26 protein-coding genes are annotated in these 26989 nt (G+C 69.8%); 5 read left to right on the top strand and 21 right to left on the bottom strand.

Annotated features, from left to right (window positions below):
- The 12 genes from G6N16_RS12470 to nadA all read right to left on the bottom strand — a co-directional run bounded on the left by G6N16_RS12470 (window position 1) and on the right by nadA (window position 11247).
- A complete protein-coding gene (locus G6N16_RS12470) occupies window positions 1–1125 on the bottom strand; it encodes a hypothetical protein (protein WP_133052911.1) in 1125 nt (374 codons plus the stop codon).
- A 126-nt stretch (window positions 1126–1251) separates the two neighbouring features.
- Window positions 1252–1602: a phosphoribosyl-AMP cyclohydrolase gene (hisI, locus tag G6N16_RS12465; protein ID WP_083030233.1), complete on the bottom strand. Its 351-nt coding sequence runs from the start codon at window positions 1600–1602 to the stop codon at window positions 1252–1254.
- The gene (hisF, locus tag G6N16_RS12460) at window positions 1599–2384 is read right to left on the bottom strand and encodes an imidazole glycerol phosphate synthase subunit HisF (protein ID WP_083030232.1); all 786 of its coding nucleotides are present in this window, start codon (window positions 2382–2384) and stop codon (window positions 1599–1601) included. The genes hisI and hisF overlap by 4 nt, the downstream gene beginning before the upstream one ends.
- Window positions 2385–2397: 13 nt before the next feature.
- Entirely contained in the window at window positions 2398–3189 is a 792-nt protein-coding gene (locus G6N16_RS12455) for an inositol monophosphatase family protein (protein ID WP_083030231.1), read from the bottom strand.
- Between the two features lie 9 nt (window positions 3190–3198).
- A complete protein-coding gene (gene priA / locus G6N16_RS12450; protein ID WP_083030230.1) occupies window positions 3199–3936 on the bottom strand; it encodes a bifunctional 1-(5-phosphoribosyl)-5-((5-phosphoribosylamino)methylideneamino)imidazole-4-carboxamide isomerase/phosphoribosylanthranilate isomerase PriA in 738 nt (245 codons plus the stop codon).
- 4 nt (window positions 3937–3940) lie between these two features.
- A complete protein-coding gene (hisH, locus tag G6N16_RS12445) occupies window positions 3941–4561 on the bottom strand; it encodes an imidazole glycerol phosphate synthase subunit HisH (RefSeq protein ID WP_083030229.1) in 621 nt (206 codons plus the stop codon).
- A gap of 88 nt (window positions 4562–4649) precedes the next feature.
- A complete protein-coding gene (gene hisB, locus G6N16_RS12440) occupies window positions 4650–5261 on the bottom strand; it encodes an imidazoleglycerol-phosphate dehydratase HisB (protein ID WP_083030228.1) in 612 nt (203 codons plus the stop codon).
- Complete coding sequence (locus G6N16_RS12435; protein WP_083030227.1) at window positions 5261–6376, bottom strand: histidinol-phosphate transaminase; 1116 nt, start codon at window positions 6374–6376, stop codon at window positions 5261–5263. Before G6N16_RS12435 ends, hisB begins: the two co-directional genes overlap by 1 nt.
- Window positions 6373–7725 carry a histidinol dehydrogenase gene (gene hisD / locus G6N16_RS12430; protein ID WP_083030226.1) on the bottom strand — a complete coding sequence of 451 codons (1353 nt, stop codon included), beginning with the start codon at window positions 7723–7725 and terminating at the stop codon, window positions 6373–6375. The genes G6N16_RS12435 and hisD overlap by 4 nt, the downstream gene beginning before the upstream one ends.
- A gap of 48 nt (window positions 7726–7773) precedes the next feature.
- Window positions 7774–8628, bottom strand: coding sequence for a carboxylating nicotinate-nucleotide diphosphorylase (nadC, locus tag G6N16_RS12425; RefSeq protein ID WP_083030225.1), 855 nt, complete (start codon window positions 8626–8628; stop codon window positions 7774–7776).
- A gap of 1 nt (window position 8629) precedes the next feature.
- On the bottom strand, window positions 8630–10204 hold the full coding sequence (locus G6N16_RS12420; RefSeq protein WP_083030224.1) for an L-aspartate oxidase: 1575 nt from the start codon (window positions 10202–10204) through the stop codon (window positions 8630–8632).
- Window positions 10201–11247 (bottom strand): quinolinate synthase NadA, encoded by a 1047-nt coding sequence (gene nadA, locus G6N16_RS12415; protein WP_083030223.1) that lies wholly within the window; start codon window positions 11245–11247, stop codon window positions 10201–10203. Before nadA ends, G6N16_RS12420 begins: the two co-directional genes overlap by 4 nt.
- Before the next feature lie 46 nt (window positions 11248–11293).
- Between nadA and G6N16_RS12410 the strand changes: the two genes are divergently transcribed.
- Complete coding sequence (locus G6N16_RS12410) at window positions 11294–11986, top strand: NUDIX hydrolase (protein WP_083030283.1); 693 nt, start codon at window positions 11294–11296, stop codon at window positions 11984–11986.
- A 71-nt stretch (window positions 11987–12057) separates the two neighbouring features.
- Window positions 12058–13404, top strand: coding sequence for a lipase family protein (locus G6N16_RS12405; protein ID WP_083030222.1), 1347 nt, complete (start codon window positions 12058–12060; stop codon window positions 13402–13404).
- A gap of 45 nt (window positions 13405–13449) precedes the next feature.
- Here the strand turns inward: G6N16_RS12405 and G6N16_RS12400 are convergent, their stop codons facing one another.
- The 5 genes from G6N16_RS12400 to bioB form a co-directional block, all read right to left on the bottom strand.
- Entirely contained in the window at window positions 13450–14061 is a 612-nt protein-coding gene (locus G6N16_RS12400; protein ID WP_235674069.1) for a DUF2567 domain-containing protein, read from the bottom strand.
- A 152-nt stretch (window positions 14062–14213) separates the two neighbouring features.
- Complete coding sequence (locus G6N16_RS12395; protein WP_083030220.1) at window positions 14214–14966, bottom strand: amino acid ABC transporter ATP-binding protein; 753 nt, start codon at window positions 14964–14966, stop codon at window positions 14214–14216.
- The gene (locus G6N16_RS12390; protein WP_083030219.1) at window positions 14963–16405 is read right to left on the bottom strand and encodes an amino acid ABC transporter substrate-binding protein/permease; all 1443 of its coding nucleotides are present in this window, start codon (window positions 16403–16405) and stop codon (window positions 14963–14965) included. Before G6N16_RS12390 ends, G6N16_RS12395 begins: the two co-directional genes overlap by 4 nt.
- Before the next feature lie 28 nt (window positions 16406–16433).
- The gene (gene bsaP, locus G6N16_RS12385) at window positions 16434–16673 is read right to left on the bottom strand and encodes a biotin synthase auxiliary protein BsaP (RefSeq protein WP_083030218.1); all 240 of its coding nucleotides are present in this window, start codon (window positions 16671–16673) and stop codon (window positions 16434–16436) included.
- Complete coding sequence (bioB, locus tag G6N16_RS12380) at window positions 16673–17686, bottom strand: biotin synthase BioB (RefSeq protein WP_110810793.1); 1014 nt, start codon at window positions 17684–17686, stop codon at window positions 16673–16675. Before bioB ends, bsaP begins: the two co-directional genes overlap by 1 nt.
- A gap of 46 nt (window positions 17687–17732) precedes the next feature.
- On the opposite strand from bioB, the gene G6N16_RS12375 reads away from it, so the two are divergent.
- Entirely contained in the window at window positions 17733–18368 is a 636-nt protein-coding gene (locus G6N16_RS12375; RefSeq protein WP_234805787.1) for a TetR family transcriptional regulator, read from the top strand.
- A 114-nt stretch (window positions 18369–18482) separates the two neighbouring features.
- Here G6N16_RS12375 and G6N16_RS12370 read toward each other — a convergent pair whose 3' ends face one another.
- From G6N16_RS12370 to G6N16_RS12355, 4 genes are all read right to left on the bottom strand, one after another.
- Complete coding sequence (locus tag G6N16_RS12370; RefSeq protein ID WP_083030217.1) at window positions 18483–18968, bottom strand: YybH family protein; 486 nt, start codon at window positions 18966–18968, stop codon at window positions 18483–18485.
- A 221-nt stretch (window positions 18969–19189) separates the two neighbouring features.
- Complete coding sequence (gene bioD, locus G6N16_RS12365; RefSeq protein ID WP_083030216.1) at window positions 19190–19912, bottom strand: dethiobiotin synthase; 723 nt, start codon at window positions 19910–19912, stop codon at window positions 19190–19192.
- Window positions 19913–19918: 6 nt separating this feature from the next.
- The gene (locus G6N16_RS12360; protein ID WP_083030215.1) at window positions 19919–21064 is read right to left on the bottom strand and encodes an 8-amino-7-oxononanoate synthase; all 1146 of its coding nucleotides are present in this window, start codon (window positions 21062–21064) and stop codon (window positions 19919–19921) included.
- Between the two features lie 25 nt (window positions 21065–21089).
- A complete protein-coding gene (locus G6N16_RS12355; RefSeq protein WP_083030214.1) occupies window positions 21090–22403 on the bottom strand; it encodes an adenosylmethionine--8-amino-7-oxononanoate transaminase in 1314 nt (437 codons plus the stop codon).
- 187 nt (window positions 22404–22590) lie between these two features.
- Between G6N16_RS12355 and G6N16_RS12350 the strand changes: the two genes are divergently transcribed.
- Entirely contained in the window at window positions 22591–24756 is a 2166-nt protein-coding gene (locus G6N16_RS12350; protein ID WP_083030213.1) for an acetyltransferase SucT, read from the top strand.
- A 118-nt stretch (window positions 24757–24874) separates the two neighbouring features.
- Complete coding sequence (gene glgX, locus G6N16_RS12345; RefSeq protein WP_234805793.1) at window positions 24875–26986, top strand: glycogen debranching protein GlgX; 2112 nt, start codon at window positions 24875–24877, stop codon at window positions 26984–26986.
- Window positions 26987–26989 lie beyond the last annotated feature (3 nt).

Genomic DNA, 26989 nt, shown 5'->3' with positions numbered 1-26989 from the left:
CTATCGACCGAGGCCAAGGTGCAGCTCTTCTCGACGAGCGGACCCGAGCAGTCGGTTAGCGGCCCGGCTGTCGGTGAGCTCGATCCGGTATTGCGGGTTCTGCCAGTAGAACCAGATCAACGCGCGCAGCGCTTCGGTATCGGGCACCAGGAAATCCGGCCGGCTCAGCGTCGCGGTGTATCCGCCCGCGTTGACCAGAGTGATGGCCTCCGGGGTGATGGTCCCGGTGGGATCGTCATCGGTGATCGCGACGATCTCCGACCATGCCCCGTGAGTCGACCCGAGCCCGTTCAAAATCCGGAAGCCGTAGGCGTCCAGTTGCAGCTGGGTCGCCCCGCCGCGGCGCAGGTACACCGCCAGCAGAACACCCAGAAACGCGGACAGGCCACCGAAGACCACCGGGTACAGAATCGGGGCGTCGGCGAACACGGCCGGCTCCCCGACCCGGCCGGTATAGCCGAGAATCCCCCAGAGACCCAGCGCGACGATGCCGTCGACCAGGATCAGCGCCACCACCGCGTCCAGCCACCGGCTGGAACGCAGCGTCAGACCGTCGGGCCCAGTGCTGACCCGCCCCCGCAGAACGCGCGGCGGCAGCCATCCGACCAGCGACAGCACCCACACGGGGGCCAGCGCGAACATCAGGGCCGCGAGCACCGCGTTGCCGGCGCCGATTGCCCAGAGCCCGAGCGCCAGGCACACTGCTGCCGCGCCGAGCAGGGTGATCACCGCAAAGGTCCGCATACCGGAGACCGAGCGTCCGCGGGTTACCTCGCCCGCCGGGGCCGACGGGCGTATCCGCACGTCTGCGGGCGACAGCTGCGCGCGACCCCAGCGCGACGCCGGTCCCCCAGAGTTCGGTGCGGCTGAGGTGAACGTCGTCAACCGCCGGACGGAATCAACCGATTCGCGTCCGTACTGGTAGATGCGCAGGGGCAACAGCAGCAGCCCCGCCAGCGCCAGGAACGTCGTCCCCCAGAGCCCGGCGAAGACACCCGCGTCGAAACCGGCGGCCGAATCAACCGTCGTCACCCACATCGCGAATGCGCCGCTGACCACAGCGGCCAGCACCGCCGCGACGGTCCCGTATATCTTCCCGCCCCGTGGCGGCTTTACGGGCTCCATGTCTATCCAGCCTAGGGCGGTTCCGAGTACTCGCCAGACACATTTATTGCGCCCGGGAAACACGGTCTCCGGCCTGAACGCGGCTCTTCAGCCCTTGTTCGGCCGGCGTCTGTTATGCGTCCTCGACTACAGCAGACGGTCGGCGTCGAAGCAGCTGTGATCACCGGTGTGGCACGCACCGCCGACCTGGTCGACGGTGAGCAGCACCGCGTCCCCGTCGCAGTCCAGCCGCACCTCGTGCACCCGTTGGGTGTGTCCGGAGGTGGCGCCCTTGATCCACTGCTCGCCGCGGGATCGCGAAAAATAGGTCGCCTCACGGGTTTCCAGCGTGCGAGCCAGTGCGGCGTCGTCCATCCAGGCCACCATCAGCACGTCGCCGCTGCCGCGCTCCTGCACCACCGCGGTGAACAAGCCGTCCGCGTTGCGCTTGAGCCGGCGTGCGATATCGGGATCCAGTTCGCTCAAGGGCTCGCTCATCGGACGGTGATCCCCGCGCTGCTCATCGCCGCCTTGACCTGAGGGATGGTCAGCTCACCGAAGTGGAACACGCTGGCCGCCAGCACCGCATCGGCTCCGGCGTCCACCGCGGGGGCGAAATGCTCGACGGCGCCCGCTCCGCCGCTGGCGATGATCGGCACCGCGACCGCGGCGCGCACCATCCGCAGCATGGGCAGGTCGAAGCCGGCCTTGGTGCCGTCGGCGTCCATCGAGTTCAGCAGGATCTCCCCCACCCCGAGCTCGGCACCGCGGGTCGCCCACTCGACCGCGTCGATCCCGGTCCCCTTTCGCCCGCCGTGGGTGGTGACCTCCCAGCCCGACGGGGTGGGCGCCGAACCGGCCGGAACGGTGCGGGCATCCACGCTCAACACGATGCACTGCGACCCGAACTGCCGGGACAGCTCCGCCAGCAGTTCCGGCCGGGCGATCGCCGCGGTGTTCACCGACACCTTGTCCGCACCCGCCCGCAGCAGCACGTCCACGTCGGCGACCGAGCGGACGCCGCCGCCGACGGTCAGCGGGATGAACACCTGCTCGGCGGTCCGGCGCACCACCTCCAGCATGGTGGTCCGACCCGACGACGACGCCGTGACGTCCAGGAAGGTCAGCTCGTCGGCACCCTCGGCGTCGTAACGCGCGGCCAACTCGACGGGATCGCCCGCGTCACGCAGGTTTTCGAAGTTGACGCCCTTGACCACCCGGCCGTCGTCGACGTCCAGACAGGGGATCACGCGGGTCGCGACGTCGTTGACGGTGTTCACAGGCAGTCCTCGTTCACAGGTAGTCCTCCCGGGGGCCGACGGAGGCCACCAGTTCGAGCAGTTGTTCGTGCACACCCGGTACGGCGGCCAGCACCGAACGGGCCGCCGGGGTCCACGGTGTCCCGTCGAGGTCGGTGACGATCCCGCCCGCCGCGCGCACCAGCGCGGTACCGGCCGCGTGATCCCATACGTGATGTCCGAAACTGATTGCCCCGCCGAGTATTCCCGCGGCGACATAGGCGAGGTCGACACCGGTGGCGCCGTGCATCCGCACCCGCGAGCACCCGTAGCTCAACCGTTCCAGGATCGCCGCCCGGTAGCGGCCTGGGAAATGGCCGCGGGCGGCGATGTTGAACGTTCCGATGCCCACGATCGACTCCGCCAACCGGCCAGGCACCAGCGGTGCCATCGCATCGCTGCGGTAGCGCTCACCGGTGAACGGCAACCAGGTCAGGCCCAGTACCGGCTCGCCGCGGTGCAGCAGGGCGAGCAGGATCGCCGCCAGCGGAGACCCGGCCGCATAGTTGGCGGTGCCGTCGATCGGGTCGAGCACCCACACCAGTTCGGCGTCGACCGCGGCGCCGCCGAACTCCTCTCCGTGCACCCCGATACCGGTCGCCCGGGTCAGCTCGGCCACCACCTGGCGTTCGATGGCCAGATCCACCTCGGTGGCGAAGTCGTTGCCGCGCTTGACGACCGCGGAATCGGCGCGATGCCCGTGGATGAACTGCGCCGACACCCCGTCGAGCACCGCGGCGGCGGCGTCCAGCCACTCGGCGAGCTGCTCGGCAGAGGGTGCGGTCATCGGGCCGGATCAGCCGCGGACGGCTTCCAGGGCCTGCGGCAGGGTGAATCGCCCGGCGTAGAGCGCCTTTCCGACGATCGCGCCTTCCACGCCGCAGTCGGTCAGGGTGGCGATCGCCCGCAGGTCGTCCAGGCTGGACACCCCGCCGGAGGCGATGACCGGCGCCTCGGTGCACTCGGCGACGGTTTCCAGCAGGTCCAGGTTCGGCCCGGTCAGGGTGCCGTCCTTGGTGACGTCGGTGACGACGAATCGCGAGCAGCCCTCGGTGTCGAGGCGCTCGAGTACTGCCCACAGGTCACCCCCGTCGGTCTCCCAGCCGCGGCCCCGCAAACGGTGCCGCCCGGCCTCGTCGATCTGTACGTCCAGGCCGACGGCCACCCGCTCACCGTGCTCGGCGATCGCGCGGGCGCACCACTTCGGGTTCTCCAGCGCGGCGGTGCCCAGGTTCACTCGCGCGCAGCCGGTGGCCAGCGCGGCGCGCAGCGATTCGTCGTCGCGGATTCCGCCGGAAAGTTCCACCGCCACATCGAGTTTCCCGACGACCTCGGCCAGCAGTTCCCGGTTCGATCCGCGACCGAACGCGGCGTCGAGGTCCACCAGGTGGATCCACTCCGCGCCATCGCGCTGCCAGGCCATAGCGGCGTCGATCGCCGAGCCGTACTCGGTCTCACTGCCGGCCTGTCCCTGGACCAGCCGCACGGCCCTGCCCTCGACGACGTCGACGGCCGGCAACAGAATCAGCGACACGCTCTCACAACCCTTCAACCCAATTGGACAGCAGCGCCGCACCCGCGTCACCGCTCTTTTCCGGATGGAACTGTGTGGCCGCCAGCGGGCCGTCCTCGACCGCGGCGAGGAACGGCACGTGGTGGCGCGCCCAGGTCAGCTTGGCGTCGGCATCGCCCTCCCAGCGCTGTGCGGCGTAGGAATGCACGAAGTAGAAGCGGGTTCCGGTGTCCAGGCCGGCGAACAATCGACTGCCCGGTGCGGCGTTCACCGTATTCCAGCCCATGTGCGGGATCACCGGGGCGTCCAGGCGGGTCACCGAACCGGGCCACATGCCCACTCCGGGAGAATCCACACCGAATTCCACACCGTGGGCGAACAGGATCTGCATGCCGACGCACACGCCGAGCACCGGTGCACCGGCGGATACCCGCTCGGCGATGATCTTCTCCCCACCGATGGCGCGCAGACCGGTCATGCAGGCCTCGAACGCCCCGACTCCGGGAACGACGAGGCCGTCGGCGGCCGCGGCGGCGCCCGGATCGTCGGTCACCGTGACCTCGGCACCGACGCGTTCCAGCGCCCGGTGCGCCGAGCGGAGGTTGCCCGAGCCGTAGTCCAGTACGACGACGGATTTACCGCTCACAGGCTCCCCCGCTCCGCACACGCTCCGGTCCTCGCTGCGATCCTCGCTACGCTGCGGTCCTCGCTGCGGTCCTCACGCGCGCTCCCGCTCACAGGCTCCCCTTGGTGGACGGCACACCGGTCACCCGGGGATCCCGTTCCACGGCCGCCCGCAGCGCCCGGGCCACGGCCTTGTACTCGGCCTCGGTGATGTGGTGCGGGTCGCGGCCATAGAGGGTCCGCACGTGCAGCGCGATGCGGGCGTTGAGCGCCAGCGACTCGAACACGTGCCGGTTGATCACCGTGTGGTACGGCGCGCCGGTGCCGGAGATGGTGAAGTCCACCAGGTAATCCGGCTCGCCGGTGTGCACGAAGTAGGGCCGACCGGACACGTCGACGGCGGCGTGCGCCAGCGCCTCGTCCATCGGGATGAAGGCATCGCCGAACCGACGGATGCCCTTCTTGTCCCCGAGGGCCTCGCCGAGTGCCTGGCCGAGGACGATCGCGGTGTCCTCCACCGTGTGGTGGGCCTCGATCTCGGTGTCGCCGACGGCGCGGACCGTCAGGTCGAAGCTGGCGTGGCTGCCGAGCGCGGTCAGCATGTGGTCGAAAAACGGTACGCCGGTGTCGATCTGGGTGATGCCGGTGCCGTCCAGGTCGATCTCGACGGTGATGTCGGATTCCCGGGTGGTACGGGTCACGGTGGCGATGCGATTGGTCATCATGCTCCCTGCACGAGTTCGGCGCTTGCGGCCAGGAAGGCGTCGTTCTCGGCGGCCAGTCCGATGGTGACGCGCAGGTGTCCGGGAATCCCCACGTCGCGAATCAGGACCCCGGCGTCGAGATAGCGCTGCCAGGCCGCCGCCGCGTCGGCGAACGGCCCGAACAGCACGAAGTTGGCGTCGCTGGGCACGACGGCATAACCCCTACCGGTCAGCGCGGCGGTCACCCGCTCGCGCTCGGCGACCAGCGTCGCCACCGAACCCAGCGTGTCGTCGGCGTGGCGCAGCGCGGCCCGGGCGGCGGCCTGGGTCAGCACCGACAGGTGATACGGCAACCGGACCAGCAGCATCGCGTCGATCACGGCGGGTGCGGCGACCAGATAGCCCAGCCGACCGCCGGCGAAGGCGAACGCCTTGCTCATCGTGCGGCTGACGACCAGCCGATCGGGGTATTCGTCGATCAGCGCGACCGCACTGGGCCGGCTGGAGAATTCGCCATAGGCCTCGTCGACCACCAGGATCCCGCCGGTCATCGCCGCCAGGATGGCGCGGATGTCTTCCAGTGTGACGCTGCCCCCGGTCGGGTTGTTCGGGCTGGTCACGAACACCACGTCGGGACGGTGCTCGGTGATCGCGGCGACGGCCACGTCCACGTCGAGGCTGAAATCGGCGGCCCGCGGCGCCGTCAACCAAGCGGTCTGGGTGGCATCGGCCAGGATCGGGTGCATCGAGTAGGACGGCACGAAGCCCAGCGCACTGCGTCCCGGGCCGCCGAACGCCTGCAGCAGCTGTTGCAGGACTTCATTGGATCCGTTTGCCGCCCAGAGGTTTTCCACCCCGAGCCGCACCCCGGTGCGGTCGGTGAGGTAGGCGGCCAGATCGGCGCGCAGCGCGACGGCGTCGCGGTCGGGATAGCGGTGCAGCACGGTGGCCGCGGCGGCCACCGAGGCGGTGACGTCGTCGACCAGTGACCGGGTCGGCGGATGCGGGTTCTCGTTGGTGTTGAGCTGCACCGGGACGGCCAGTTGCGGTGCGCCGTAGGGGCTTTTACCGCGCAGGTCGGCGCGCAGCGGCAGGTCGTCGAGCGAGATCCGCGTGCCGGGTGCCGCGGTCACCGGGCGAACCTGCGTCGAACGGCCTCGCCGTGGGCGGGCAGCTGCTCGGCGGCCGCCAGGGCCTGTACGTGCCCGCTGACCTCCTTGAGAGCGGCCTCGGTGTACTCGATGACGTGGATGCCGCGCAGGAACGTCTGCACCGACAGGCCGCTGGAGTGCCGCGCGCTGCCCGCGGTGGGCAGCACGTGATTGGAGCCGGCGCAGTAGTCACCGAGGCTGACCGGGGCGTAGGCGCCGACGAAAATCGCTCCGGCACTGCGGATTCTGGCTGCCACGCCGGCGGCATCTGCGGTCTGGATCTCCAGGTGCTCGGCTCCGTAGGCATTGACCACCCGCACTCCGGTGTCGAGGTCGTCGACCAGCACGGTGGCCGACTGCGGTCCGGCCAGCGCGGTGAGCACCCGTTCCCGGTGCACGGTGGTCGCCAGTTGTTCGGTCAGCGCCGCGTCCACGGCGTCGGCCAGCTCGGTGCTGGCGGTCACCAGCACGCTGGCGGCCATCTCGTCGTGCTCGGCCTGGCTGATCAGATCGGCGGCGACATGCGCCGGGTCGGCGGTGCCGTCGGCCAGGATGGCGATCTCGGTGGGCCCGGCTTCGGCATCGATACCGACCTGGGCGCGGCAGATCCGTTTCGCCGCTGTGACATAGATGTTGCCGGGGCCGGTGATCATGTCGACCGGGGCCAGCTCAGTCCACGTGCCCGACCCGTCGGTGTCGGTGCCGCCGTAGGCCAGCAGCGCGATGGCCTGCGCGCCGCCGACCGCCCACACCTCGGTGACGCCGAGCAGTGCGGCCGCGGCCAGGATGGTGGGGTGCGGCAGGCCGGTGAAAGCGCCGGTGTTGCTGCGCTGCGGGGGGCTGGCGATGACCAGCGAGGACACGCCGGCGATCTGCGCGGGCACCACGTTCATCACGACGCTGGACGGGTAGACGGCGTTGCCGCCAGGTACGTACAGGCCGACGCGGTCGACCGGCAGCCAGCGTTCGGTGACCACGGCGCCGGGTGCCACCTCGGTGACGGTGTCGGTGCGTCGCTGATCGGCGTGCACGGCGCGGGTGCGGTCGATGGCGACCTGCAGGGCGGCGCGCACGTCGGCGTCGAGGGTCTGAAGAGCCGCGGTCAGCGCGGCGGCCGGGACGCGCACGGCGTCGGGCCGTACGCCGTCGAACCGTTCGCCGTACTCCAGGGCTGCGGTGGCGCCGCGTTCGGCGACGTCGTCGACGATCGGCCGGACGGTCGGGACGACGGCGTCGACGTCCACGCCGCCGCGGGGCAGCGCGGCGCGCAACTCGGCCGCCGACAGGCTGCGCTCACGCAGGTCGACGCGGGGCATGCAGAAGGTGGCCATCACCTGACATTGTTCCTGATCGGTCCAGCGGTTTAAAAATCCGCCGCGCTACATGTCCAGGCCGATGTCGAGCACGCTCACCGAGTGGGTGAGCGCGCCGACGGCCAGGTAATCGACCCCGGTGGCGGCGTAGGCGCCCGCGGCGTCCAGGCTCAGGCCGCCGGAGGACTCCAGCTGCACGCCCGGGGACCGGCTGTCGCGCCGCTGCGCGGCGATCTGGGTCTCCCAGACGGCGAAGTTGTCCAGCAGGATCAGTTGGACGTCCTCGGCGAGCACCTCGTCGAGCTGGTCGAGCGAATCGACCTCGACCTCGCAGAGCAGATCGGGGGCGGCCTCACGCACGGCGCGCAGCGCGGCGACGATCGAACCGGCGGCGGCGACATGGTTGTCCTTGATCAGCGCTGCGTCACCGAGACCCATCCGATGGTTGACGCCGCCGCCGACGCGCACCGCGTACTTCTGCAGGGTGCGCAGGCCGGGCAGGGTTTTGCGGGTGTCGCGGATGCGCGCACCGGTGCCCTCGACCGCGTCGACCCAGCGGGCGGTCTCGGTGGCGATCCCGGACAGGTGACACACCAGATTCAGCATGGTGCGCTCGGCGGTCAGCAGCCCGCGGGTATCGGCCTCCAGGGTCAGCAGGGACTCCCCGGCCCGCAACCGGTCGCCGTCCTCGGCGCGGCCGATCACCCGGTAGCCGTCGGCGCCGAGCACCTCGTCGAGCACCAGCAGGGCGATGTCGATACCGGCGGCGACCCCGGCGGTGCGGGCGACCATGGCCGCCGTGGATCGGGCGTCGACGGGCACGGTGGCCATGGTGGTCACGTCGGGCCCGTAGCGCAGGTCTTCCTCCAGGCCACGCAGGATGACCGCGCGGGCGTCGGCGAGTTCGAAGTCGGCCAGCATGTCAGGCCACCGCCGCGGGGGCGTCGACCAGCGGTCGACCGTCGACCAGCCGGACCGCGATGCTGCGGGCCTGACGGTCGTCGGTGTCGGGGTAGTCGGCGCGGTGGTGTGCCCCGCGGGTCTCGGTGCGCGCGGTGGCGGCGGTGACGACAGCCGTAGCCACCGTGGTGAGGGCGGCGGCCTCAAAAGAGGCCGCCGGCTCGGCGTCGGCCAGCAGCGCCGCGATGCGGGACAGTCCGGCTGCGTCGCGGACCACCGCCGCGTCGGCGGACATGGCCTGCTGCAGTGCGGTCCGGCCAATGGCGCCGCGGGGCGCGGTGTCGGCGACGACGGCCAGCGTCGCGCCGGTGGCCGCGGCGTGCGCGGCGGCGGCTTCGCCGGCCCGGCCGCCCACGACCAGGCCCTCCAACAGGCTGTTGGAGGCCAGCCGGTTGGCGCCGTGCATGCCGGTGCGGGCGACCTCGCCGGCGGCGAACAGACCGGCCATCTCGGTCCGGCCGTGGGTGTCGGTGCGTACGCCGCCGCAGCTGTAGTGCGCGCCCGGTAACACCGGGATGCGCTGGCGCACCGGGTCGATGCCGGCGTGGCGGCAGGCGGCGGTGACGGTCGGGAAGCGGCGCTCCAGGTCGGGTACCCCGCGGGCGTCGAGGTAGGCGCAGTCGGCTCCGGTGGCACGCAGCCGAGCGTCGACGGCCGCCGCAACCACGTCGCGCGGCGCCAAGTCCCCCAGCGGGTGCACGCCGGCCATGATCGGCTGCCCGGTGGCGTCGACCAGCGTTGCGCCCTCACCGCGCAGCGCCTCGGTGATCAGCGGGCGCCGGCCGCCGGAGGTCCCGTCGAACAGCATGGTCGGGTGGAACTGGATGAACTCCAGGTCGGCCACCCCGATTCCGGCCCACAGCGCCAGCGCCACACCGTCGCCGGTGGATGCGGCGGGGTTGGTGGTGGCGCGGTAGAGCTGGCCCAGCCCGCCGGTGGCCAGGATCACCGCGGGGGTGTGCACGATGCCCGGGCCGTCCGGCCCCTCGACCAGCACGCCGGTGACCTGGCTGCCGTCGTGCAGCAGTTCGACGACGGTGTGCTGTTCCCGGATGTCCAGGGTGGCCGCGGCGACGTCGAGGGCGCGCTGCACCTCGGCGCCGGTGGCGTCGCCGCCGGCGTGGATGATGCGACGCCGGTGGTGGCCACCCTCGCGGGTCAGTGACCAGGTGCCCTCGGGTGTGGTGTCGAACCGCGCCCCGAGCCCGACCAGGTCGGACACCGCGCGGTAGCCGTCGGCGACGATGGAGGTGACCGCGGCCGCGTCGCACAGGCCGGCGCCGGCCACGACGGTGTCGGCGACGTGCGCGGCGACGCTGTCATCGGTGTTCGGCAGGACGACGGCGATCCCGCCCTGGGCGTAGCTGGTGGCGGTGTTGCCGCGCGCGTGCCGGGTCTTGGACAGCACCAGCACCCGCCGGCCGGCGCGCTGGGCGGCCAGTCCGGCGGCCAGTCCGGCCACCCCGACGCCGATCACCACGACGTCGGCGCGCTGCTGCCAGCGTGTCGAACCGCCGCAGGCCGGCGCGCGCATCATTCCCCGCCGCCGGGCTGACCGATGGCGATCATCCGCTCCACCGAGGCCCGCGCTCGCGCGGCGGTCTCCGGATCCACGTGCACCTCGTCGGCGCCGTCGAGCAGGCAGCGCAGCAAGGCGGCGGGGGTGATCATCTTCATGTAGGGGCACGACGCCCGGTCGTTGACGGCGAGGAACTCGACATCCGGGGCGGCGCGACGCAGCTGGTGGAGCATGCCGACCTCGGTGGCGACCAGCACCTGGCGGGCACCGGTTTCCCGAGCGGCGTCCAGCATGCCGCCGGTGGACAGGATCTTGACCTGCTCGGCGGGCACCGCACCCTCACCGGCCAGATACAGCGCCGAGGTGGCGCAGCCACATTCGGGGTGCACGAACAGATCCGCTCCCGGATGGCTGCGGGCCTGCTCAGCTAGTTCGTCGCCGTTGATGCCGGCGTGCACGTGGCATTCGCCGGCCCAGATCTGCATGTTTTGCCGCCCGGTCACCCGCTTGACGTGCGCGCCGAGGAACTGGTCGGGGCAGAACAGCACCTCGCGGTCGGGATCGATGGAGGCCACCACGTCGACAGCGTTCGACGAGGTGCAGCAGATGTCGGTGAGCGCCTTGACCGCCGCGGTGGTGTTGACGTAGGACACCACCACCGCGTCGGGGTAGTCGTCCTTCCATTCCTGCAGCTGCTCGGCGGTGATGGAGTCGGCCAGCGAGCAGCCTGCCCGCTGGTCCGGGATGAGCACGGTCTTGTCCGGGGACAGGATCTTGGCGGTTTCGGCCATGAAGTGCACGCCGCAGAACACGATGGTGTCCTCTGGGGCCTCGGCGGCGATCCGGGACAGCGCCAGCGAGTCCCCGACGTGGTCGGCGACGTCCTGGATGGCCGGGAGCTGGTAGTTGTGCGCCAGCAGGGTGGCGCCGCGCAGGTCGGCCAGCCGGCGGATCTCGGCGGCCCAGGCGGCGTCGCCGACGACGCCGTCGTACCCGCGCGGGCCCTCGATGATGGCGTCGGCCAGGGTGCTGGCGACATCCATGCGGTCGGTGACGGTCATGACCGCTCCTTTCGGAGTTCGAGGTTTTCGACTTATGATCGAAAACATGTCACAGTTTAGCACCGCGCACGAGGTGCTCGCCGTCGTCTTCCAGGTTCGCGGCCTGGACACCCGAAAACCGCAGCTCAGCGTGTTGCTGTGGGAGCGGGCGCTGGATCCCGAGCGCGGCGCGTGGGCGCTGCCCGGCGGCCGTCTGCGCGATGACGAGGACCTCACCACGTCCGTGCGCCGGCAACTCGCCGAGAAGGTCGACCTGCGTGAGATTGCCCACCTTGAGCAGCTGGCGGTGTTCTCCGATCCGCACCGGGTGCCCGGAGTGCGGACCATCGCGTCGACGTTCCTGGGCCTGGTGCCCTCCCCCGCACAACCCGAACTGCCGCCGGACACCCGCTGGCACCCGGTCGACGACCTGCCCCCGATGGCGTTCGACCACCGACCGATGGTCACCCACGCCCATGCCCGGCTGATCGCCAAACTGTCCTACACCAATATCGGATTCGCACTGGCGCCAAGGGAATTCGTGCTGTCCACATTGCGTTCCATCTATAGTGCCGCACTCGGCCACCAGGTGGACGCCACCAATTTGCAACGGGTGCTGGCGCGACGCGGGGTGATCACCCGTACCGGCACGACGGCCGCCTCGGGGCGCTCGGGCGGACGTCCAGCGGCCTTATTCCGGTTCACCGACGACGAACTGCGGGTTACCGACGAGTTCGCCGCACTGCGCCCACCTGCATAGACACTCACCATAAGGGTACTTGTGTTTAAGGGTTCGTTAAGGAACTATGTACGAAGCCCGGAGGGAGCCCCATGACCGTCGCCGAAGCCATCGCGTGTCCCAGGTGGATCGATGTCCCCGAACAGTGGGATCGTGCCACCGGCGTACCGCTGCTTCCCTCAGAGGATCCCTTTTTCATCGCCCCCGAGGGGTTCGAGCACGCAGAGCCCGGCACGGTGCTGCGCACCCGAGATGTGCAGCTCGGTCTGTTCGGGATCATCCCGCAGCGCATCACCGCCGTGCAGCTGCTCTTCCGCACCCAGGACTGCACCGGCGCACCGGAGGCCGCGGTCACCACGGTGCTCATCCCGGCGCAGCGGTCTTCGCGCTACCCCACCCCCGTGCTGTCCTACCAGTGCGCCATCGATGCCGTCGCCGACCGCTGTTTCCCGTCGTACGCCCTGCGCCAGGGTTCCGGGCTGCGCCGTGACGCCACCTCGCTCGGCTCGGTCGTGCACATCGACTTCCTGATGATCGCCGCGGCGCTGGCCGAGGGCTGGATCATCTCGGTACCCGACCACGAGGGCCTCAACGGGCGGTGGGGCGCCCCGGCCGAGCCCGGCTACCGCTCCCTCGACGCGCTGCGGGCGACGCTGTCCTTCGAGCGGGCGGCGGTTCCGCCCGACGCCCCGATCGGGCTGTGGGGTTACTCCGGCGGCGGTCTAGCCACCGGATGGACCGCGGAGCTGGCCGGCTACTACGCCCCCGAGCTCAACATCGTCGGCGCCGTGCTCGGCTCCCCCGTCGGCGATCTGGGCAAGACCTTCCACCGCCTCAACGGGAGCACCTTCTCCGGACTGCCCGCTACCGTCGTCGCCGCGCTGACCCACGTCTATCCCGAGCTGCACAAGCTGATCGACACCCACGCCAACGCGACCGGCAAGGCGATGCTGGCCCGGATCGAGAAGCTCTCCACCGTGCAGGCCGTGCTGAGCATGTTCCGCAAGGACATGGACGATCTGGTGGACTGCCCGCTGGAGGAACTGACCGAATCACCGGAACTGGTGCGGATTTTCGACGAGATCCGGCTCGGCCACAACGTGCCCGAGATGCCGCTGCTGGTGGTGCAGGCCGTGCACGACCAGATCATCGCCGTCGACGCGATCGACGAGCTGACCGCCACGTACACGGCCGGGGGCGCGCAGGTCGCCTACCACCGAGACCTGTTCAGCGAGCACCTGTCGCTGCATCCGCTGGCGGCGCCGATGGCGCTGCGCTGGCTGACCGACCGGTTCGACAACCGGCCGGTGACCGACAACATGGTCCGCACCGTGTGGCCGACCCTGCTCAACCCGATCACCTACGCCGGTATGGCCCGCCTGGGCGCCGTGCTGGTGCGCCTGGTCGGCGGGCAGATGGTCCGCCGCAACCCGCTGTAACCCGCCGCAACCCGCTGTAACCCGCCGCAACCCGCCGCAACCCGCTCACATGATGACGTGCGGGGCGAGGTCCGGTTCCCTCTGAGCCGGATAGCCGCCCAGGTCGTCGTGCGGACTGCCTGCTGCGGCGATCGCGTACACGAGCGCACCGGCGACGGCCGGAAGTAGCAGGGTGAGCGCGATCTGCAGCGGCTGGGTACCGAAGAACACCGACGGGGCCTCGGTGACGAAGTGCAGCTTGTGCTCCGGGGTGACCGGCGCGCCGTCGATATCCAGCGACCCGTAGCGCAGCCAGGCCAGCACCGTCCCCACACCCGCGGCCGCCCCGGCCGCGGTGATCGATCCCAGCACCACGGTCAGCACCATCACCGGGCCGCGGTGGGCCCGCCAGTGCCAAACCGCGACCGCCGTCACCACGGCCAGCACCGAAACCAGGCCCAGCATCAGCGTCGCGGACAGGAAGAAGTGGTCGGCCTCGCTGCCGAGGTAGGCGTGCACCCGCTTACCGGTCTTGGTCAGCGCGACCACGCCGTGCACCGGCGGCGCCAGCAGGGCCCACAGGGCCCCCAGCAGTGCGCCCAGCACGGTCTGCACGCCGACCACCCGGAGCAGCGCACGCTCCGGGGACAACCGTGGAGCCAGTGTCTGCTCGGTCACCGCGCCGCCCTTTCCGTCAAACAACCGTTCCGACCCTACCCGCGGCGGGTCGATACTCGGTCGGTGGACGCGGTAGTGGATCAATGGCTGAGCACCGGGCCAACGCCGTCGCGACGATGATCGCCGGGAAGATCGCAGCCCGGGACTGAGCGCTACAGCACCTTGGACAGGAAGTCCTGCAGCCGTGGATGTCTGGGGTGGTCGAAGATCTCGGCGGGCGGGCCCTCCTCGACGATGTGCCCGCCGGCCATGAAGATCACCCGGCTGGCGACCTCCCGGGCGAATCCCATCTCGTGGGTCACCACCACCATCGTCATGCCGCCGCGGGCCAGTTCCCGCAGCACTTCCAACACATCGCCGACCATCTCCGGGTCCAGGGCGCTGGTGGCCTCGTCGAACAGCATGATCGATGGGTTCATCGCCAGCGCCCGGGCGATCGCCACCCGCTGCTTCTGCCCGCCGGACAGCGTGGACGGCTTGACGTGCGCCTTGTCCGCCAGGCCGACCTGCCCGAGCAGCTCCATCGCCCGCCGCTCGGCGGCCGACCGGTCCATCTTCTTGGTGACCAGCGGCGCGAGGGTGACGTTGTCGATCACGCTCAGGTGCGGGAACAGGTTGAAGTGCTGGAACACCATGCCGATGTGCTGGCGCACCCGGTCCAGGTCGACGCGCTTGTCGGTCAGGTCGAACCCGTCGACGATGACCCGCCCGGCGGTGATGTCCTCCAGCTTGTTCAGGCAACGCAGGAACGTCGACTTGCCCGATCCCGACGGCCCGATCACGCAGACGACCTCGCCGTGGGCGATGGTGGTGTCGATGCCGTCGAGCACCACCAGGTCACCGAAAGACTTGTGCAGTCCCTCGATTCGGATCTTGACGGTATCCGCAGCCGTGTCCTGGGTCATTTCACCAACCTCTTCTCCATCCGGTCCGAGAGTTTGGTCAGCGTCATGATCACGACAAAGTAGATGATGCCGATGATCAGCCACATGGTGAAGGACTGGAAGTTGCGGGCGATGATGATCCGCCCGGTCTGGGTGAGTTCGGCGATGCCGATCACCGACAGGATCGAGGTGTCCTTGAGGGTGATCACGAATTGATTGATGTACGACGGGATCATGGTGCGGAACGCCTGCGGCAGAATGACTTTGCGCATCGTCGGCAGGTAGCCCATGCCGAGGCTGCGGGCGGCCTCCATCTGCCCCTTGTCCACCGACAGGATGCCGCCGCGGACGATCTCGGTCATATAGGCGCCGGCGTTCAGCGACAGCGTGATGATGCCGGCCGTCATCGCCGACATCTGGATCCCCAGCGCGGTGGGGATGCCGAAGTAGATGAAGAAGGCCTGCACCAGAAGCGGCGTGCCGCGGAAGATGTCGACGTAGGTGGTGCCGATGGCCCGTAGCCAGACCGACCGGGACACCCGCAGCAGCCCGAACAGCACACCGAGCGCCAATGCGATCACGATGGACACCGCGGTGAGGATCAGCGTCATCCGCAGGCCCAGCATCAGCAGCGGGAAGGTGCTCTTGAGCAGGCCGAGGAATGAGTTGTCCGGGGTGATGGCTGCGGCGCCGAGATAGCGTTCGACGATCTCGTCGTAGCGCCCGGAGTCCTTGAGATTGCGCAGGCCGGCGTTGAAGGCCTGCAGGAATTCGGCGTTGCGGCCCTTGTTGACCGCCAGCCCGTAGCTGTTGCCGGCTTCCTTGGCGGTCACCGTCTTGAACCCGTTGCCCTGTTCGATTCCGTAGGCCAGCACGGGGTAGTCGTCGAAGACCGCCACCGAGTTGCCGGTGCGCACCTCGTCGTACATCGATGACGAGTCGGCGAACGAGACGGTGCTGAAACCGTAGTGGTTCTTGATGGATTCGGCGAACGCGGCGCCCTCGGTGCCGTTCTTGACCGCGACCCGCTTGCCCCGCAGGTCGGCGTAGGTCCGGATGTCGTCGTTGGTGGCCAGCACGGCCATCTGTATGCCGGAGTCGAAATACGGGTCGGAGAAGTCGAACGTCTGCCGGCGCTCGTCGGTGATGGACATGCCGGCCATCACCGCGTCGACCTGGTTTGCCTGCACGGCCTGCAGCGCGGCGTCGAAGCCCAGCGGTTTGATGTCGACCTGGAAGCCCTGGTCCTCGGCGATCGCGTGGATGAGATCCATGTCGATGCCGACGAAGTTGCCGCGCTCGTCCTGGAATTCGAACGGTGGGAAGGTGATATCGGTGGCGATGACGTAGTGCCGGCCCTCCGCCGACGCTGCGGGCACGCCACCGACCAATGCACCGGTCCCGGCGATCAACAATACGACGAGCAGGTAGAGGATTCGCCGGAAACATCGCGTGGGCATAGCAGGAAACCGTAGCCCGGGTTGCGACTTACCGCTGTGTATCCAGCTCCGTGGAATCCGCCAGCCCGTGCCGGGAGCACTTGGCCCACCAGCCGTCGGGCCGGATCTGCACCACCATCCGTCGTCCGCAGGCCGCGCAGAACCGCGGCGCCTCCAGGCCGAGCTGAGCGGCCGTGGGGACCTTGGCGCCGGCCGCGGAATCGGCGGCGATTCCGGTGTAGACGTTGAACTTTCCGGCGCCGACGATCTCCGGCAGCTGGTCGGTCATCACAGGCTGGCGTTGAGCGCCTTGATCGGCATCTGCAGATCGTCGAGCAGCTGCAGGTCCGACTCGGCCGGGCGGCCCAGGGTGGTGAGGTAATTGCCGACGATGACGGCGTTGATGCCGCCGAGGATGCCCTGCTTGGCGCCAAGGTCGCCCAGGGTGATCTCCCGGCCGCCGGCGAAGCGCAGCATGGTCTTGGGCAGCGCCAGCCGGAACGCGGCGACCGCGCGCAGCGCATCGGCGGCCGGCAGCACCTCCAGGTCACCGAACGGGGTGCCCGGGCGCGGGTTGAGGAAGTTCAGCGGCACCTCGTGCGGGTTGAGGGCGGCCAGGTCGGCGGCGAATTCCGCGCGCTGCTCCAGGGTCTCACCCATGCCGAGGATGCCGCCGCAGCAGACCTCCATGCCGGCCTCGCGCACCATCTCCAGCGTCCCCCAGCGTTCCTCCCAGGTGTGGGTGGTGACCACGTTGGGGAAGAAGGAGCGCGCGGTCTCCAGGTTGTGGTTGTAGCGGTGCACGCCCATGGCGGCCAGCTCGTCGACCTGCTCCTGGGTCAGCATGCCCAGCGAGCAGGCGATCTGGATGTCGACCTCGTTGCGGATCGCCTCGATGCCGGCCGCGACCTGGGACAGCAGTCGCTTGTCGGGTCCGCGGACCGCGGCGACGATGCAGAACTCGGTGGCGCCGGACTTGGCGGTCTGCTTGGCGGCCTCGACCAGGCTGGGGATGTCCAGCCACGCGCTCCGTACCGGGGAGGCGAACAGGCCGGATTGGGAACAGAAGTGGCAGTCCTCCGGGCAGCCGCCGGTCTTGAGGCTGATGATGCCCTCGACCTCGACCTCGGGGCCGCACCAGCGCATGCGCACTTCGTGGGCCAGCGCCAGGAGTTCTTCGAGCCGGTCGTCGGGCAGCTGAAGCACTTCCAGGACCTGATCCTTGGACAGTCCCTCGCCCCGCTCGAGCACCTGCTCGCGGGCCAGGCCCAGCACATCGGTCGCCGCCTGCGTCACCCGCATCCTCCTGCACACTTGTCCTGAACGGTGTTCAGGTTAGGCTAGCGCCGTGCCACAGCACAAACGCGACCCCTACCAAAAATCGGCCATCGTCGCCAAGGCGACCGAGGTCCTCGACGCCTACGGTATCGCGGACCTGACCATGCGCCGGCTGGCCCGTGAGCTCGACGTCACCGTCGGCGCCCTGTACTGGCATTTCACCAGCAAGCAGGAGCTGCTCGGCGCGGTGGCCGACGAGCTGCTGCGCCCGGCCGTCGAGGAACTGGCCGGGCTGACCGGCGACTGGCCCGACGTCATCGGTGCGGTGGCGCGACGGTTGCGCGACGCGCTGCTGTCGCGGACCGATGGCGCCGAACTCGTCTCCGCCGGCTTCGCCGCGGGACAGTCCACGGCCGTGCGCGTGATCGTCGACCGCCTCGGTGCGGCCGCGGCCGAGGCCGGGCTGACCGGGGACCAACCGGCGCTGGCCGCCCGCACCGTCGTCTACTACGTGCTGGGCTTCACCGTCGACGAGCAGTCCCGGCTGCAGTGGGACGCCGCCGGTGCCGCGTTGCCCGGCGACTCACCGGTGCTCGACGACGACGCCGGCACCCGGTTCGCGTTCGGGCTCATGCTGCTGATCGACGGGATCGCCGCTCGATGCGGTACGTCGGCGTGCAGCCGCCTCACGCTGCCGCGCGATTGACCCACGCCACCGGCCGTGCCTGGCAATCGGCCACCCCTTCGAGATCACGGACGCAGCACCGATCGCTGCCAATACGGCGGATCGCCGCCTGCGTGGCCGCTGACTCGATGGGCACTATCGCGGAAATGCGTGCGAGACGTAGATTTTCCACGTTCCGTCGGGCTGGCGCCGGAAGACGTCGAGCCCATCCTCACGACTGGTGTCGACGACGGCGTCCGATACGTCGCTGGTCGTCAGGGTCCACACCAGGCGGACGACGGCCAGGTCGCCGTCGACCAGGATCCCGGAGATCTCCGGTTCGGCGTAGCTGTAGTGCTTCGCCGGGTCGGCGAACAGCGCGCCGATCTGATTGCAGAATGCTTTCCGGTCGCGGTCGGGGGCACCCGGATAGGCCAGTACCGCATCGTCGGCGAACAGTCCACACACCGCCGGGAGGTTGCGGGCGGTGAAATCGTGTGACCACTGGCGCAGAGCGGATTCGATTGCCGCCGAATCATTTTCGGTGTCGCGGTCCGGCGCCTGCGGGCGGCTGCAGCCGAGCAGTGTGAGACCCAGGACGATCAGACCCAGAGACGTCGCGGCCGCCTGCGGTTTGCGCACCCGCCGAGAGTAGCCCCGCGGCCCAGCCGGGATCGAAGGCGGTGGCCGCACGCGCGGCGAAGTCCGGCGGAGACAGGCACCCGCACCGCCGGGCAGCACCGCCCGCACCGCCGCTTATCGGTGCTGAGGTTCACCATCGACGAGCATTCCCGCCTGCAGCGATTCGGCGGCGCGGACCGTGGCGGTAGCCAGCGCGGTGCTGCCGGCCTTGCCGGCCACCGTCAATGAAACGAGGGGAACGCTCGGAATCCCGCTCCCCCGGTGCCGGCCACCAGCCCGGCCACCCAACCGGGATCGAACGAGTCGCGGGCCAGCGCGGCAAAGTCCGCCGATGTGCACGTCCCCGCACCGGCGGGCAGCACCGCCCGCACCGGCGCCAGGCCGGCCAGCGCCTCGCGGTTGCTCACCTGGGCTGGCCCCGGCTGCGCCGGCCACGACCCGATGACCAATCCGGCACACGAAATCCCCTGGGCGGCAAGCGCTTCCAAGGTCAGGGCGGTGTGGTTAAGGGTGCCCAGCCCGGCGCGGACCACCACCAGCGCCGGGGCGCCCAAGCGCCGGGCCAGATCGCGCAGCGTCACCCCGCCCGCACCGAGGGCGACCAGCAGCCCCCCGGCGCCTTCGACGAGGGTCAACCGGCCCGGCGCATCGGCGGCGCGGATCACCGCGAGCAGTTCGTCGGCGTCCCACAGCGCCATGCCGGCCACTTCGGCCGCGGCGACCGGCCCCAGCGGCTGGGGGTAGCGCGCACCGCTTGACAGCCGGGTGACGCCGGCGAGCCGGCCGATCTCGGCCAGATCGTCGTCGCCGTCGGCGGTACCGGTCTGCGCAGGTTTGCACACCGCGACGTCGAGTCCGGCCTGCCGGGCGTGAGAGGCCAGCGCCGCGGTGGCGACGGTCTTGCCGACTCCGGTGTCGGTGCCGGTGACGAACAGCAGGCTCACGGGACCTCAGGAACCGGGACGCAGCACGTCGGTCAGCACCTGCTGCGCCTGGGTAAGCTCGTCGGCGGTCAGCGAGGCGCGGGCGGTCAACCGCAGCCGGGAGGTGCCCTCGGGCACGGTTGGCGGCCGGAACACCCCGACTCGCACACCGCGCTCCAGGGCCGCCGCCGCCGCGTCCAGGGCCCGCTGCGGATCGCCGAGGATGACCGAGACGACGGCCGATTCCGGGCGGCGATCGGCACCGCAGGCGCCGGCCAGGGCCGCGGCGTTGTCGAGCACGGCCGCGGCGAGTTCGGGGTGGCGTTCCAGCACGCCGAGTGCGGCCAGCGCCGCGCCGACGGAAGCCGGCGCCAGCCCGGTGTCGAAGATGAAGGTCCGGGCGGCGTCGATCAGGTGGGCACGCACGGCCGCCGGGCCGAGCACCACGCCGCCCTGGCTGCCCAGCGCCTTGGACATCGTCGCCGTGACGACGATGTCCGGTTCCCCGGCCAGGCCGAGCTCGTGCACCAGGCCCTGCCCGCCGGCGCCGCGGACGCCCAGCCCGTGCGCCTCGTCGACCAGCAGCAGTGCGCCGTGGCGGCGGCAGGCGCTGTGCAGTTCGCGCAGCGGTGCCAGGACTCCGTCGGTGGAGAACACCGACTCGGTGACCACGACGGCGCGTTCCTCGTCGCGGGCGGCCAGGATCTTCTCGACGGCGGCGGTGTCGCGGTGCGGGTTGATCTGCACCCGGGACTTCGACAGCCGGGCGGCGTCGACCAGCGAGGCGTGGTTGAGCTCGTCGGACACCAGTAGGCAGTCGGTTCCGGTCAGTGCCACCACCGCGCCGATGTTGGCGGTGTAGCCGCTGGAGAACGCCAGCGCCGACTCGGCGCCGACGAATCGGGCCAGTTCGGTCTCGAACCGCTCGTGCAGTTCGGTGTTGCCGGTGACCAGCCGGGATCCGGTGGATCCGGCGCCCCAGGTGCGCACCGCGTCGACGGCGCCGGCGATCACCTCCGGGTGGTCGGTCAGGCCGAGGTAGTCGTTGCGCGCCAGGTCCAGCTCGGTCCCGACGGGTCCGCGGGTGCGCAGGCTGCGGCGCAGGTTCGCGGCGCGGCGGCGTTCGGCGACGCGGTCGAGCCAGGCCAGTGGCGATAGGGCGGCTCGCGTCACCTTCGGACTCCCTCCTGAACGGTGTTCAGGTTAACGCACGGACGGCCGCCGTCATGGCGAGGGTGATCTGCTCGATCTGGGCCGGGGTGCAGATGAACGGCGGCATGACGTAGATCAGGTTGCGGAACGGCCGCAGCCACACGCCGCGGTCCAACGCGGCGCGGGTGGCAGCGGCGACGTCGACGGGCCGATCGCACTCGATGACCCCGATGGCCCCGAGGGTGCGGACGTCGGCCACCCCGGGCAGGTTCGCGACCGGACCCAGGCCATCGCGCAGCCCGTCGCCGATCTCGGCGACCCGGGCCCGCCAGTCCTGTCCGATCAGCAGCTCGACGCTGGCCACCGATACCGCACACGCCAGCGCATTGGCCATGAAGGTCGGGCCGTGCATCAGCGCGCCGTCGTCCGAGGCGCTGATCACCCCGGCGATCTCGGTGCTGCACAGGGTCGCCGCGAGGGTGACGTACCCGCCGGTCAGCGCCTTGCCGACGCACATGATGTCGGGGCTGACACCGACGTGATCGGCGGCGAACAGTTCCCCGGTGCGGCCGAAGCCGGTGGCGATCTCGTCGAACACCAGCAGCACGTCGTGGCGGTCGCAGGCCGCGCGCAGGTCGGTGAGGTAGCGGGGGTCGTGGAACCGCATCCCGCCGGCGCCCTGGACGACGGGTTCGACGACGACGGCGGCGACCTCGGCGGCGTGCGCGGCCAGCTGCCCCTCGAAGGCGGCGCTGTAGGCGGGGTCGTAGTGAGTGGGGACCTGCGGCGCGAAGATCTGGGTGGCCAGCAGGGAGTGTTCGCCGGCGTTCCACATGGTGTGCATGCCGCCGTCGGGATCGCAGATGCTCATCGGGGTGAAGGTGTCGCCGTGGTAGCCGCCGCGCCAGGTCATCAGCCGGTGTTTGCCGGTCAGTCCGCGGGCCCGCTGATACTGCAGCGCCATCTTGACCGCGACCTCGACGGCCACCGAGCCGGAGTCGGAGAAGAACACGGTCTGCAGGGGTTCGGGGGTGATCTGCACCAGTAGCTGGGCCAGCCGGGCGGCCGGCTCGTGGGTGAGACCGCCGAACATGACGTGGTTGAGCACGCCGAGCTGGCGGGTCAGGGCCGCGTCGAGGACCGGGTGCCCGTGGCCGTGCACCGCCGTCCACCAGGAGGCCATCGCGTCGAGGGCGACGATCTCGCGGCCGTCGTGGTGCAGGGTGAGCTCGGCGCCGCGGGCCGCGGTGGCCACGACGGGGGCCAGCTCGCCGCCGTCGCCCGGCGCGGCCGCACCGATCCGGGCGTACGGATGCCAGATGTGCGCGGCGTCGATCGCACTGATCTGGGACGCGGACATCGCGGGCGGCTGCACGGGTTGCCAGGGTATCGGCAGCGCTGCACTGCCGAGACCGGCATTCCCCGTTCATCCAGAATTCACGCCGAAATTTCCCTGGTTTTCCCGGCGTGGGCTCTGTCTCAACGCAAAAGGCCCGTTGTCGCAGTTCGAGTTCACCCAGGTGAGTTGGGTAACCTGTCAGGCGACAATGGCTACCTCGACCCCGAATCGGCCGGTTCCGCCCGCCGAGCCTGGCACCCCGGCCGTGATGGGGACCAGGAAGACGGGCTTCTACCGACACGATCTCGACGGCCTTCGCGGTGTGGCCATCGGTCTGGTCGCCCTGTTCCACGTCTGGTTCGGGCGGGTGTCCGGTGGTGTCGACGTCTTCCTGGTGCTCTCCGGCTTCTTCTTCGGCGGGAAACTGCTGCGTACCGCCCTGAACCCGGCGGCGCCGCTGCGGCCCGTGCACCAGTTCACCCGGTTGGTGCGGCGCCTGCTCCCGGCGCTGATCCTGGTGCTCGCCGCGGGCGCGGTGTTGACGGTGTGGATCCAGCCGCAGACCCGGTGGGAAACCTACGCCGACCAGACGCTGGCCAGTCTCGGCTACTACCAGAACTGGGAGTTGGCCAACACCGCCGCGGACTACCTGCGGGCCGGGGAGGCCGTCAGTCCGCTGCAGCACATCTGGTCGATGTCGGTGCAGGGCCAGTTCTACCTGGCGATGCTGATCCTGGTGCTCGGACTGGCAACGCTGCTGCGGCCCTGGCGCGGCCCGAAGCTGCGCACGGTGTTCCTGGTGGTGCTGATCGCGGCGACGGTGGCGTCGTTCGTCTACGCGATCTTCGAGCATCGGGCCGACCAGACCCGCGCCTACTACGACAGCTTCGCGCGCGCCTGGGAACTGCTGGCCGGTGCACTGGCCGGCGCCGCGGTTCCCCTGGTCCGCTGGCCGATGTGGCTGCGTAACGTCGCCGCCTTCGTCGCGATGGGGCTGATCCTGACCTGCGGAATGTGGATCAACGGGGTCAAGGAGTTCCCCGGCCCGTGGGCCCTGGTGCCGGTGGGCGCGACGGTGCTGATGATCCTGGCCGCGGCGAACCGGCAGGCCGACCGTCGCACCCGGGACCGGTTGCCGGCGGTCAGCAGGCTGATGGCGTGGTCGCCGTTCGTGACGCTGGGTTCGATGGCCTATGCGCTGTACCTGTGGCACTGGCCGTTGCTGATCTTCTGGCTGGCCGGGACCGGGCGGCCGCACGCCGGCTTCCTCGACGGCGCCGTCATCCTGCTGATATCGGGTGTGCTGGCGTATCTGACCATGCGGTTCGTGGAGGAGCCGCTGCGGCACCAGAATCCCGTCCCCGACGCGCCGAGCCTGGCCCGGCCGGCGCTGCGATTCCAGTTCCTGCGGCCCGTCGCGGCGCTGACCGTGGTGATCGTTGCCCTGGCGGCCGGCCTGGTGGGCACGTCGATCGCCTGGAGCAAGGAGGTGGTGGCCCAGCGGGCCAACAACTCCGCGCTGGCCACCCTGAATCCGCGGGACTACCCGGGTGCGCGCGCACTGCTGCGCGGTGTCCGGGTGCCGAAGGTGCCGATGCGCCCGACACCGATGGAGGCCAAGGACGACGTACCGGTCACCACCGCCGACAACTGCATCAGCGACTTCAAGAACGTCGACGTCATCAAATGCGTCTACGGCGACGCCAACGCCACCCGGACGGTCGCCCTGGCCGGCGGTTCACACGCCGAGCACTGGATCACCGCACTGGATCTGCTGGGCAAGGCTCACCACTTCAAGATCGTCACCTACCTGAAGATGGGTTGCGCGCTGACCACCGAGCCGGTGCCGTTGATCATGGGCAACAACGCCCCCTACCCCGAATGCCACCAGTGGGTGGAGAAGACCATGACCGATCTGGTCAACGACCAGCCCGACTTCGTCTTCACCACCTCCACCCGGCCGTGGAACATCAAGCCCGGGGACGTGATGCCGGCCGGTTACGTCGGTATCTGGGACATCCTCAACAACGCCGGAATACCGGTGCTGGCCATGCGCGACACGCCGTGGCTGGTGAAGAACGGCAACCCGTTCTTTCCGCGGGATTGCCTGTCCCGCGGCGGAAACGCGGTCTCCTGCGGCATCAAGCGTGACGTGGTGCTGGCCGACACCAATCCGACACTGAACTATCTGGGCGAGTACCCGGTGCTGCGCCCGCTGGACATGAGCGATGCGGTGTGCCGGCCGGACTTCTGCCGCGCCGTTGAGGGCAACGTGCTGATCTACCACGACTCCCACCACTTCACCGCGACCTATATGCGGTCCATGACCGATGAGTTGGGCAGGCAGATGGGCGAGGCCACCGGCTGGTGGTGAGACGCGCGACGCCGGGACGGTTAGGGTCACTCGTATGAGCGTCGGCCGGGCGAATGTATCTGCAGGCAAGCTTCCCGTCGGAGCGGACGCCGACCGCAGCCAGTCCGGCATCACCTCCATGTGGCCCGGGTCGCCCTATCCCCTGGGTGCGACGTTCGACGGGGCCGGCACCAACTTCGCGCTGTTCTCCGAGGTGGCCGAAAAGGTCGAGTTGGCGCTGCTGCACCACGACGACACCGAAACCCGCATCACCCTCGACGAGGTCGACGGCCACGTCTGGCACGCGTACCTGCCGGGGGTGGCGCCCGGGCAGCGGTACGGATTCCGGGTGCACGGCCCGTGGGATCCGAGCGCCGGCCAGCGTTGCGACCCGTCGAAACTGCTGTTGGATCCGTACGGCAAGTCCTTCCACGGCGACTTCAGCTTCGGCCAGGCGCTGTATTCCTACGACCTGAACGCCGAGGATCTTGCGACCGGCGGGGTGCCGCCCGGGGTGGACTCGGCCGGGCACACGATGTCCTCGGTGGTGATCAACCCGTACTTCGCCTGGGACAACGACCGGGCACCGCGGATCCCGTACCACGAGACGATCATCTACGAGGCGCACGTCAAGGGCATGACCCTGACCCACCCCGGCGTCCCGGACGCCATCCGCGGCACCTATGCCGCGCTGGCGCATCCGGTCATCATCGACCACCTCAAGTCGCTGAATGTGACCGCGCTCGAGCTGATGCCGTGCCATCAGTTCCTGCACGACCACCGGCTGTTGGACCTGGGATTGCGAAACTACTGGGGCTACAACACCGTTGGCTTCTTCGCTCCGCACTATCAGTACGCCGCGACCCGCCACGCCGGCGGCGCCGTGGCCGAGTTCAAGTTGATGGTCAAGGGCCTGCACGAGGCGGGCATCGAGGTGATCCTCGACGTCGTCTACAACCACACCGCCGAGGGCGACCACCTGGGACCGACGATCAACTTCCGCGGCATCGACAACGCCGCCTACTACCGGCTCGATGAGGACCAGCGGCTGTACAAGGACTACACCGGTACCGGTAACAGTCTCAACGCCCGCAACCCGCACACCCTGCAGCTGATCATGGACTCACTGCGGTACTGGGTGACCGAGATGCACGTCGACGGGTTCCGGTTCGACCTGGCCTCCACGCTGGCTCGCGAGCTGCACGACGTCGACCGGCTGTCCGCGTTCTTCGACCTGGTGCAGCAGGATCCGGTAGTCAGCCGGGTCAAGCTGATCGCCGAGCCGTGGGACGTCGGCGAGGGCGGCTATCAGGTCGGCAACTTCCCCGGACTGTGGACCGAGTGGAACGGCAAGTACCGCGACACCGTGCGCGACTACTGGCGCGGGGAGCCGGCCACCCTCGGCGAGTTCGCGTCCCGGCTGACCGGCTCGTCGGACCTGTACGAGGCCACCGGGCGCCGGCCCAGCGCCAGCATCAACTTCGTCACCGCCCACGATGGTTTCACCATGTCAGACCTGGTGTCCTACAACGAGAAGCACAATCTGGCCAACGGCGAGGACAACCGCGACGGCGAAAGCCACAACCGGTCCTGGAACTGCGGCGTGGAGGGCCCCACCGACGATCCGAGGATCCTGGAACTGCGCGGCAGGCAGATGCGCGCGATGATGGCGACCCTGATGGTCAGTCAGGGCACCCCGATGATCAGTCACGGCGACGAGATCGGGCGCACCCAGCTGGGCAACAACAACACCTACTGCCAGGACTCTCCGCTGTCCTGGATGGACTGGTCCATGCGCGACACCAACGCCGACCTGCTGGCCTTCGTCCGCCGGGCGACCGAACTGCGGCGCAACCACCCGGTGTTCCGGCGGCGCCGGTTCTTCAACGGCAAGCCGGTCCACACCGCCGACGAGATCGGCGACATCGCCTGGCTCACCCGCGACGGCCTGGAAATGACCGACGGCGACTGGTATTCCGGTTTCAAGTCGGTGACCGTGTTCCTCAACGGGGCGGCCATCCGCGAACCCAGTCACCTCGGCGAGCGGGTCGTCGACGATTCCTTCCTGCTGTGCTTCAATGCCCACCTGGCCGCGATCCCGGTGGCGATGCCGGATGAGAGCTATGCCCGGCAGTGGACGGCGGCGCTGGACACCTCCGCGCCCGACGGGTTCAGTGATCGGATGCTCGGCGCGGGCGAAACGTTCACGCTGCCCGGCCGGTCGGTGTTGGTCTGGCGGAAGACGGGCTGACCC

Source organism: Mycolicibacterium insubricum, from assembly GCF_010731615.1.
Lineage (GTDB): Bacteria > Actinomycetota > Actinomycetes > Mycobacteriales > Mycobacteriaceae > Mycobacterium > Mycobacterium insubricum.
Note: the sequence above shows the minus strand (reverse complement) of the source record. Positions and strands in the feature narration are given on the sequence as shown.

Excerpts from the sequence above, each read along its gene's own strand:
- G6N16_RS12470 (WP_133052911.1), bottom strand. The coding sequence starts at position 1,125 with ATGGAGCCCGTAAAGCCGCCACGGGGCGGGAAGATATACGGGACCGTC.
- hisI (WP_083030233.1), bottom strand. The coding sequence starts at position 1,602 with ATGAGCGAGCCCTTGAGCGAACTGGATCCCGATATCGCACGCCGGCTC.
- G6N16_RS12455 (WP_083030231.1), bottom strand. The coding sequence starts at position 3,189 with ATGACCGCACCCTCTGCCGAGCAGCTCGCCGAGTGGCTGGACGCCGCC.
- hisB (WP_083030228.1), bottom strand. The coding sequence starts at position 5,261 with ATGACCAATCGCATCGCCACCGTGACCCGTACCACCCGGGAATCCGAC.
- hisD (WP_083030226.1), bottom strand. The coding sequence starts at position 7,725 with ATGGCCACCTTCTGCATGCCCCGCGTCGACCTGCGTGAGCGCAGCCTG.
- nadC (WP_083030225.1), bottom strand. The coding sequence starts at position 8,628 with ATGCTGGCCGACTTCGAACTCGCCGACGCCCGCGCGGTCATCCTGCGT.
- G6N16_RS12420 (WP_083030224.1), bottom strand. The coding sequence starts at position 10,204 with ATGATGCGCGCGCCGGCCTGCGGCGGTTCGACACGCTGGCAGCAGCGC.
- nadA (WP_083030223.1), bottom strand. The coding sequence starts at position 11,247 with ATGACCGTCACCGACCGCATGGATGTCGCCAGCACCCTGGCCGACGCC.
- G6N16_RS12410 (WP_083030283.1), top strand. The coding sequence starts at position 11,294 with ATGTCACAGTTTAGCACCGCGCACGAGGTGCTCGCCGTCGTCTTCCAG.
- G6N16_RS12405 (WP_083030222.1), top strand. The coding sequence starts at position 12,058 with ATGACCGTCGCCGAAGCCATCGCGTGTCCCAGGTGGATCGATGTCCCC.
- G6N16_RS12395 (WP_083030220.1), bottom strand. The coding sequence starts at position 14,966 with ATGACCCAGGACACGGCTGCGGATACCGTCAAGATCCGAATCGAGGGA.
- G6N16_RS12390 (WP_083030219.1), bottom strand. The coding sequence starts at position 16,405 with ATGCCCACGCGATGTTTCCGGCGAATCCTCTACCTGCTCGTCGTATTG.
- bsaP (WP_083030218.1), bottom strand. The coding sequence starts at position 16,673 with ATGACCGACCAGCTGCCGGAGATCGTCGGCGCCGGAAAGTTCAACGTC.
- bioB (WP_110810793.1), bottom strand. The coding sequence starts at position 17,686 with ATGCGGGTGACGCAGGCGGCGACCGATGTGCTGGGCCTGGCCCGCGAG.
- G6N16_RS12355 (WP_083030214.1), bottom strand. The coding sequence starts at position 22,403 with ATGTCCGCGTCCCAGATCAGTGCGATCGACGCCGCGCACATCTGGCAT.
- G6N16_RS12350 (WP_083030213.1), top strand. The coding sequence starts at position 22,591 with ATGGCTACCTCGACCCCGAATCGGCCGGTTCCGCCCGCCGAGCCTGGC.
- glgX (WP_234805793.1), top strand. The coding sequence starts at position 24,875 with ATGTGGCCCGGGTCGCCCTATCCCCTGGGTGCGACGTTCGACGGGGCC.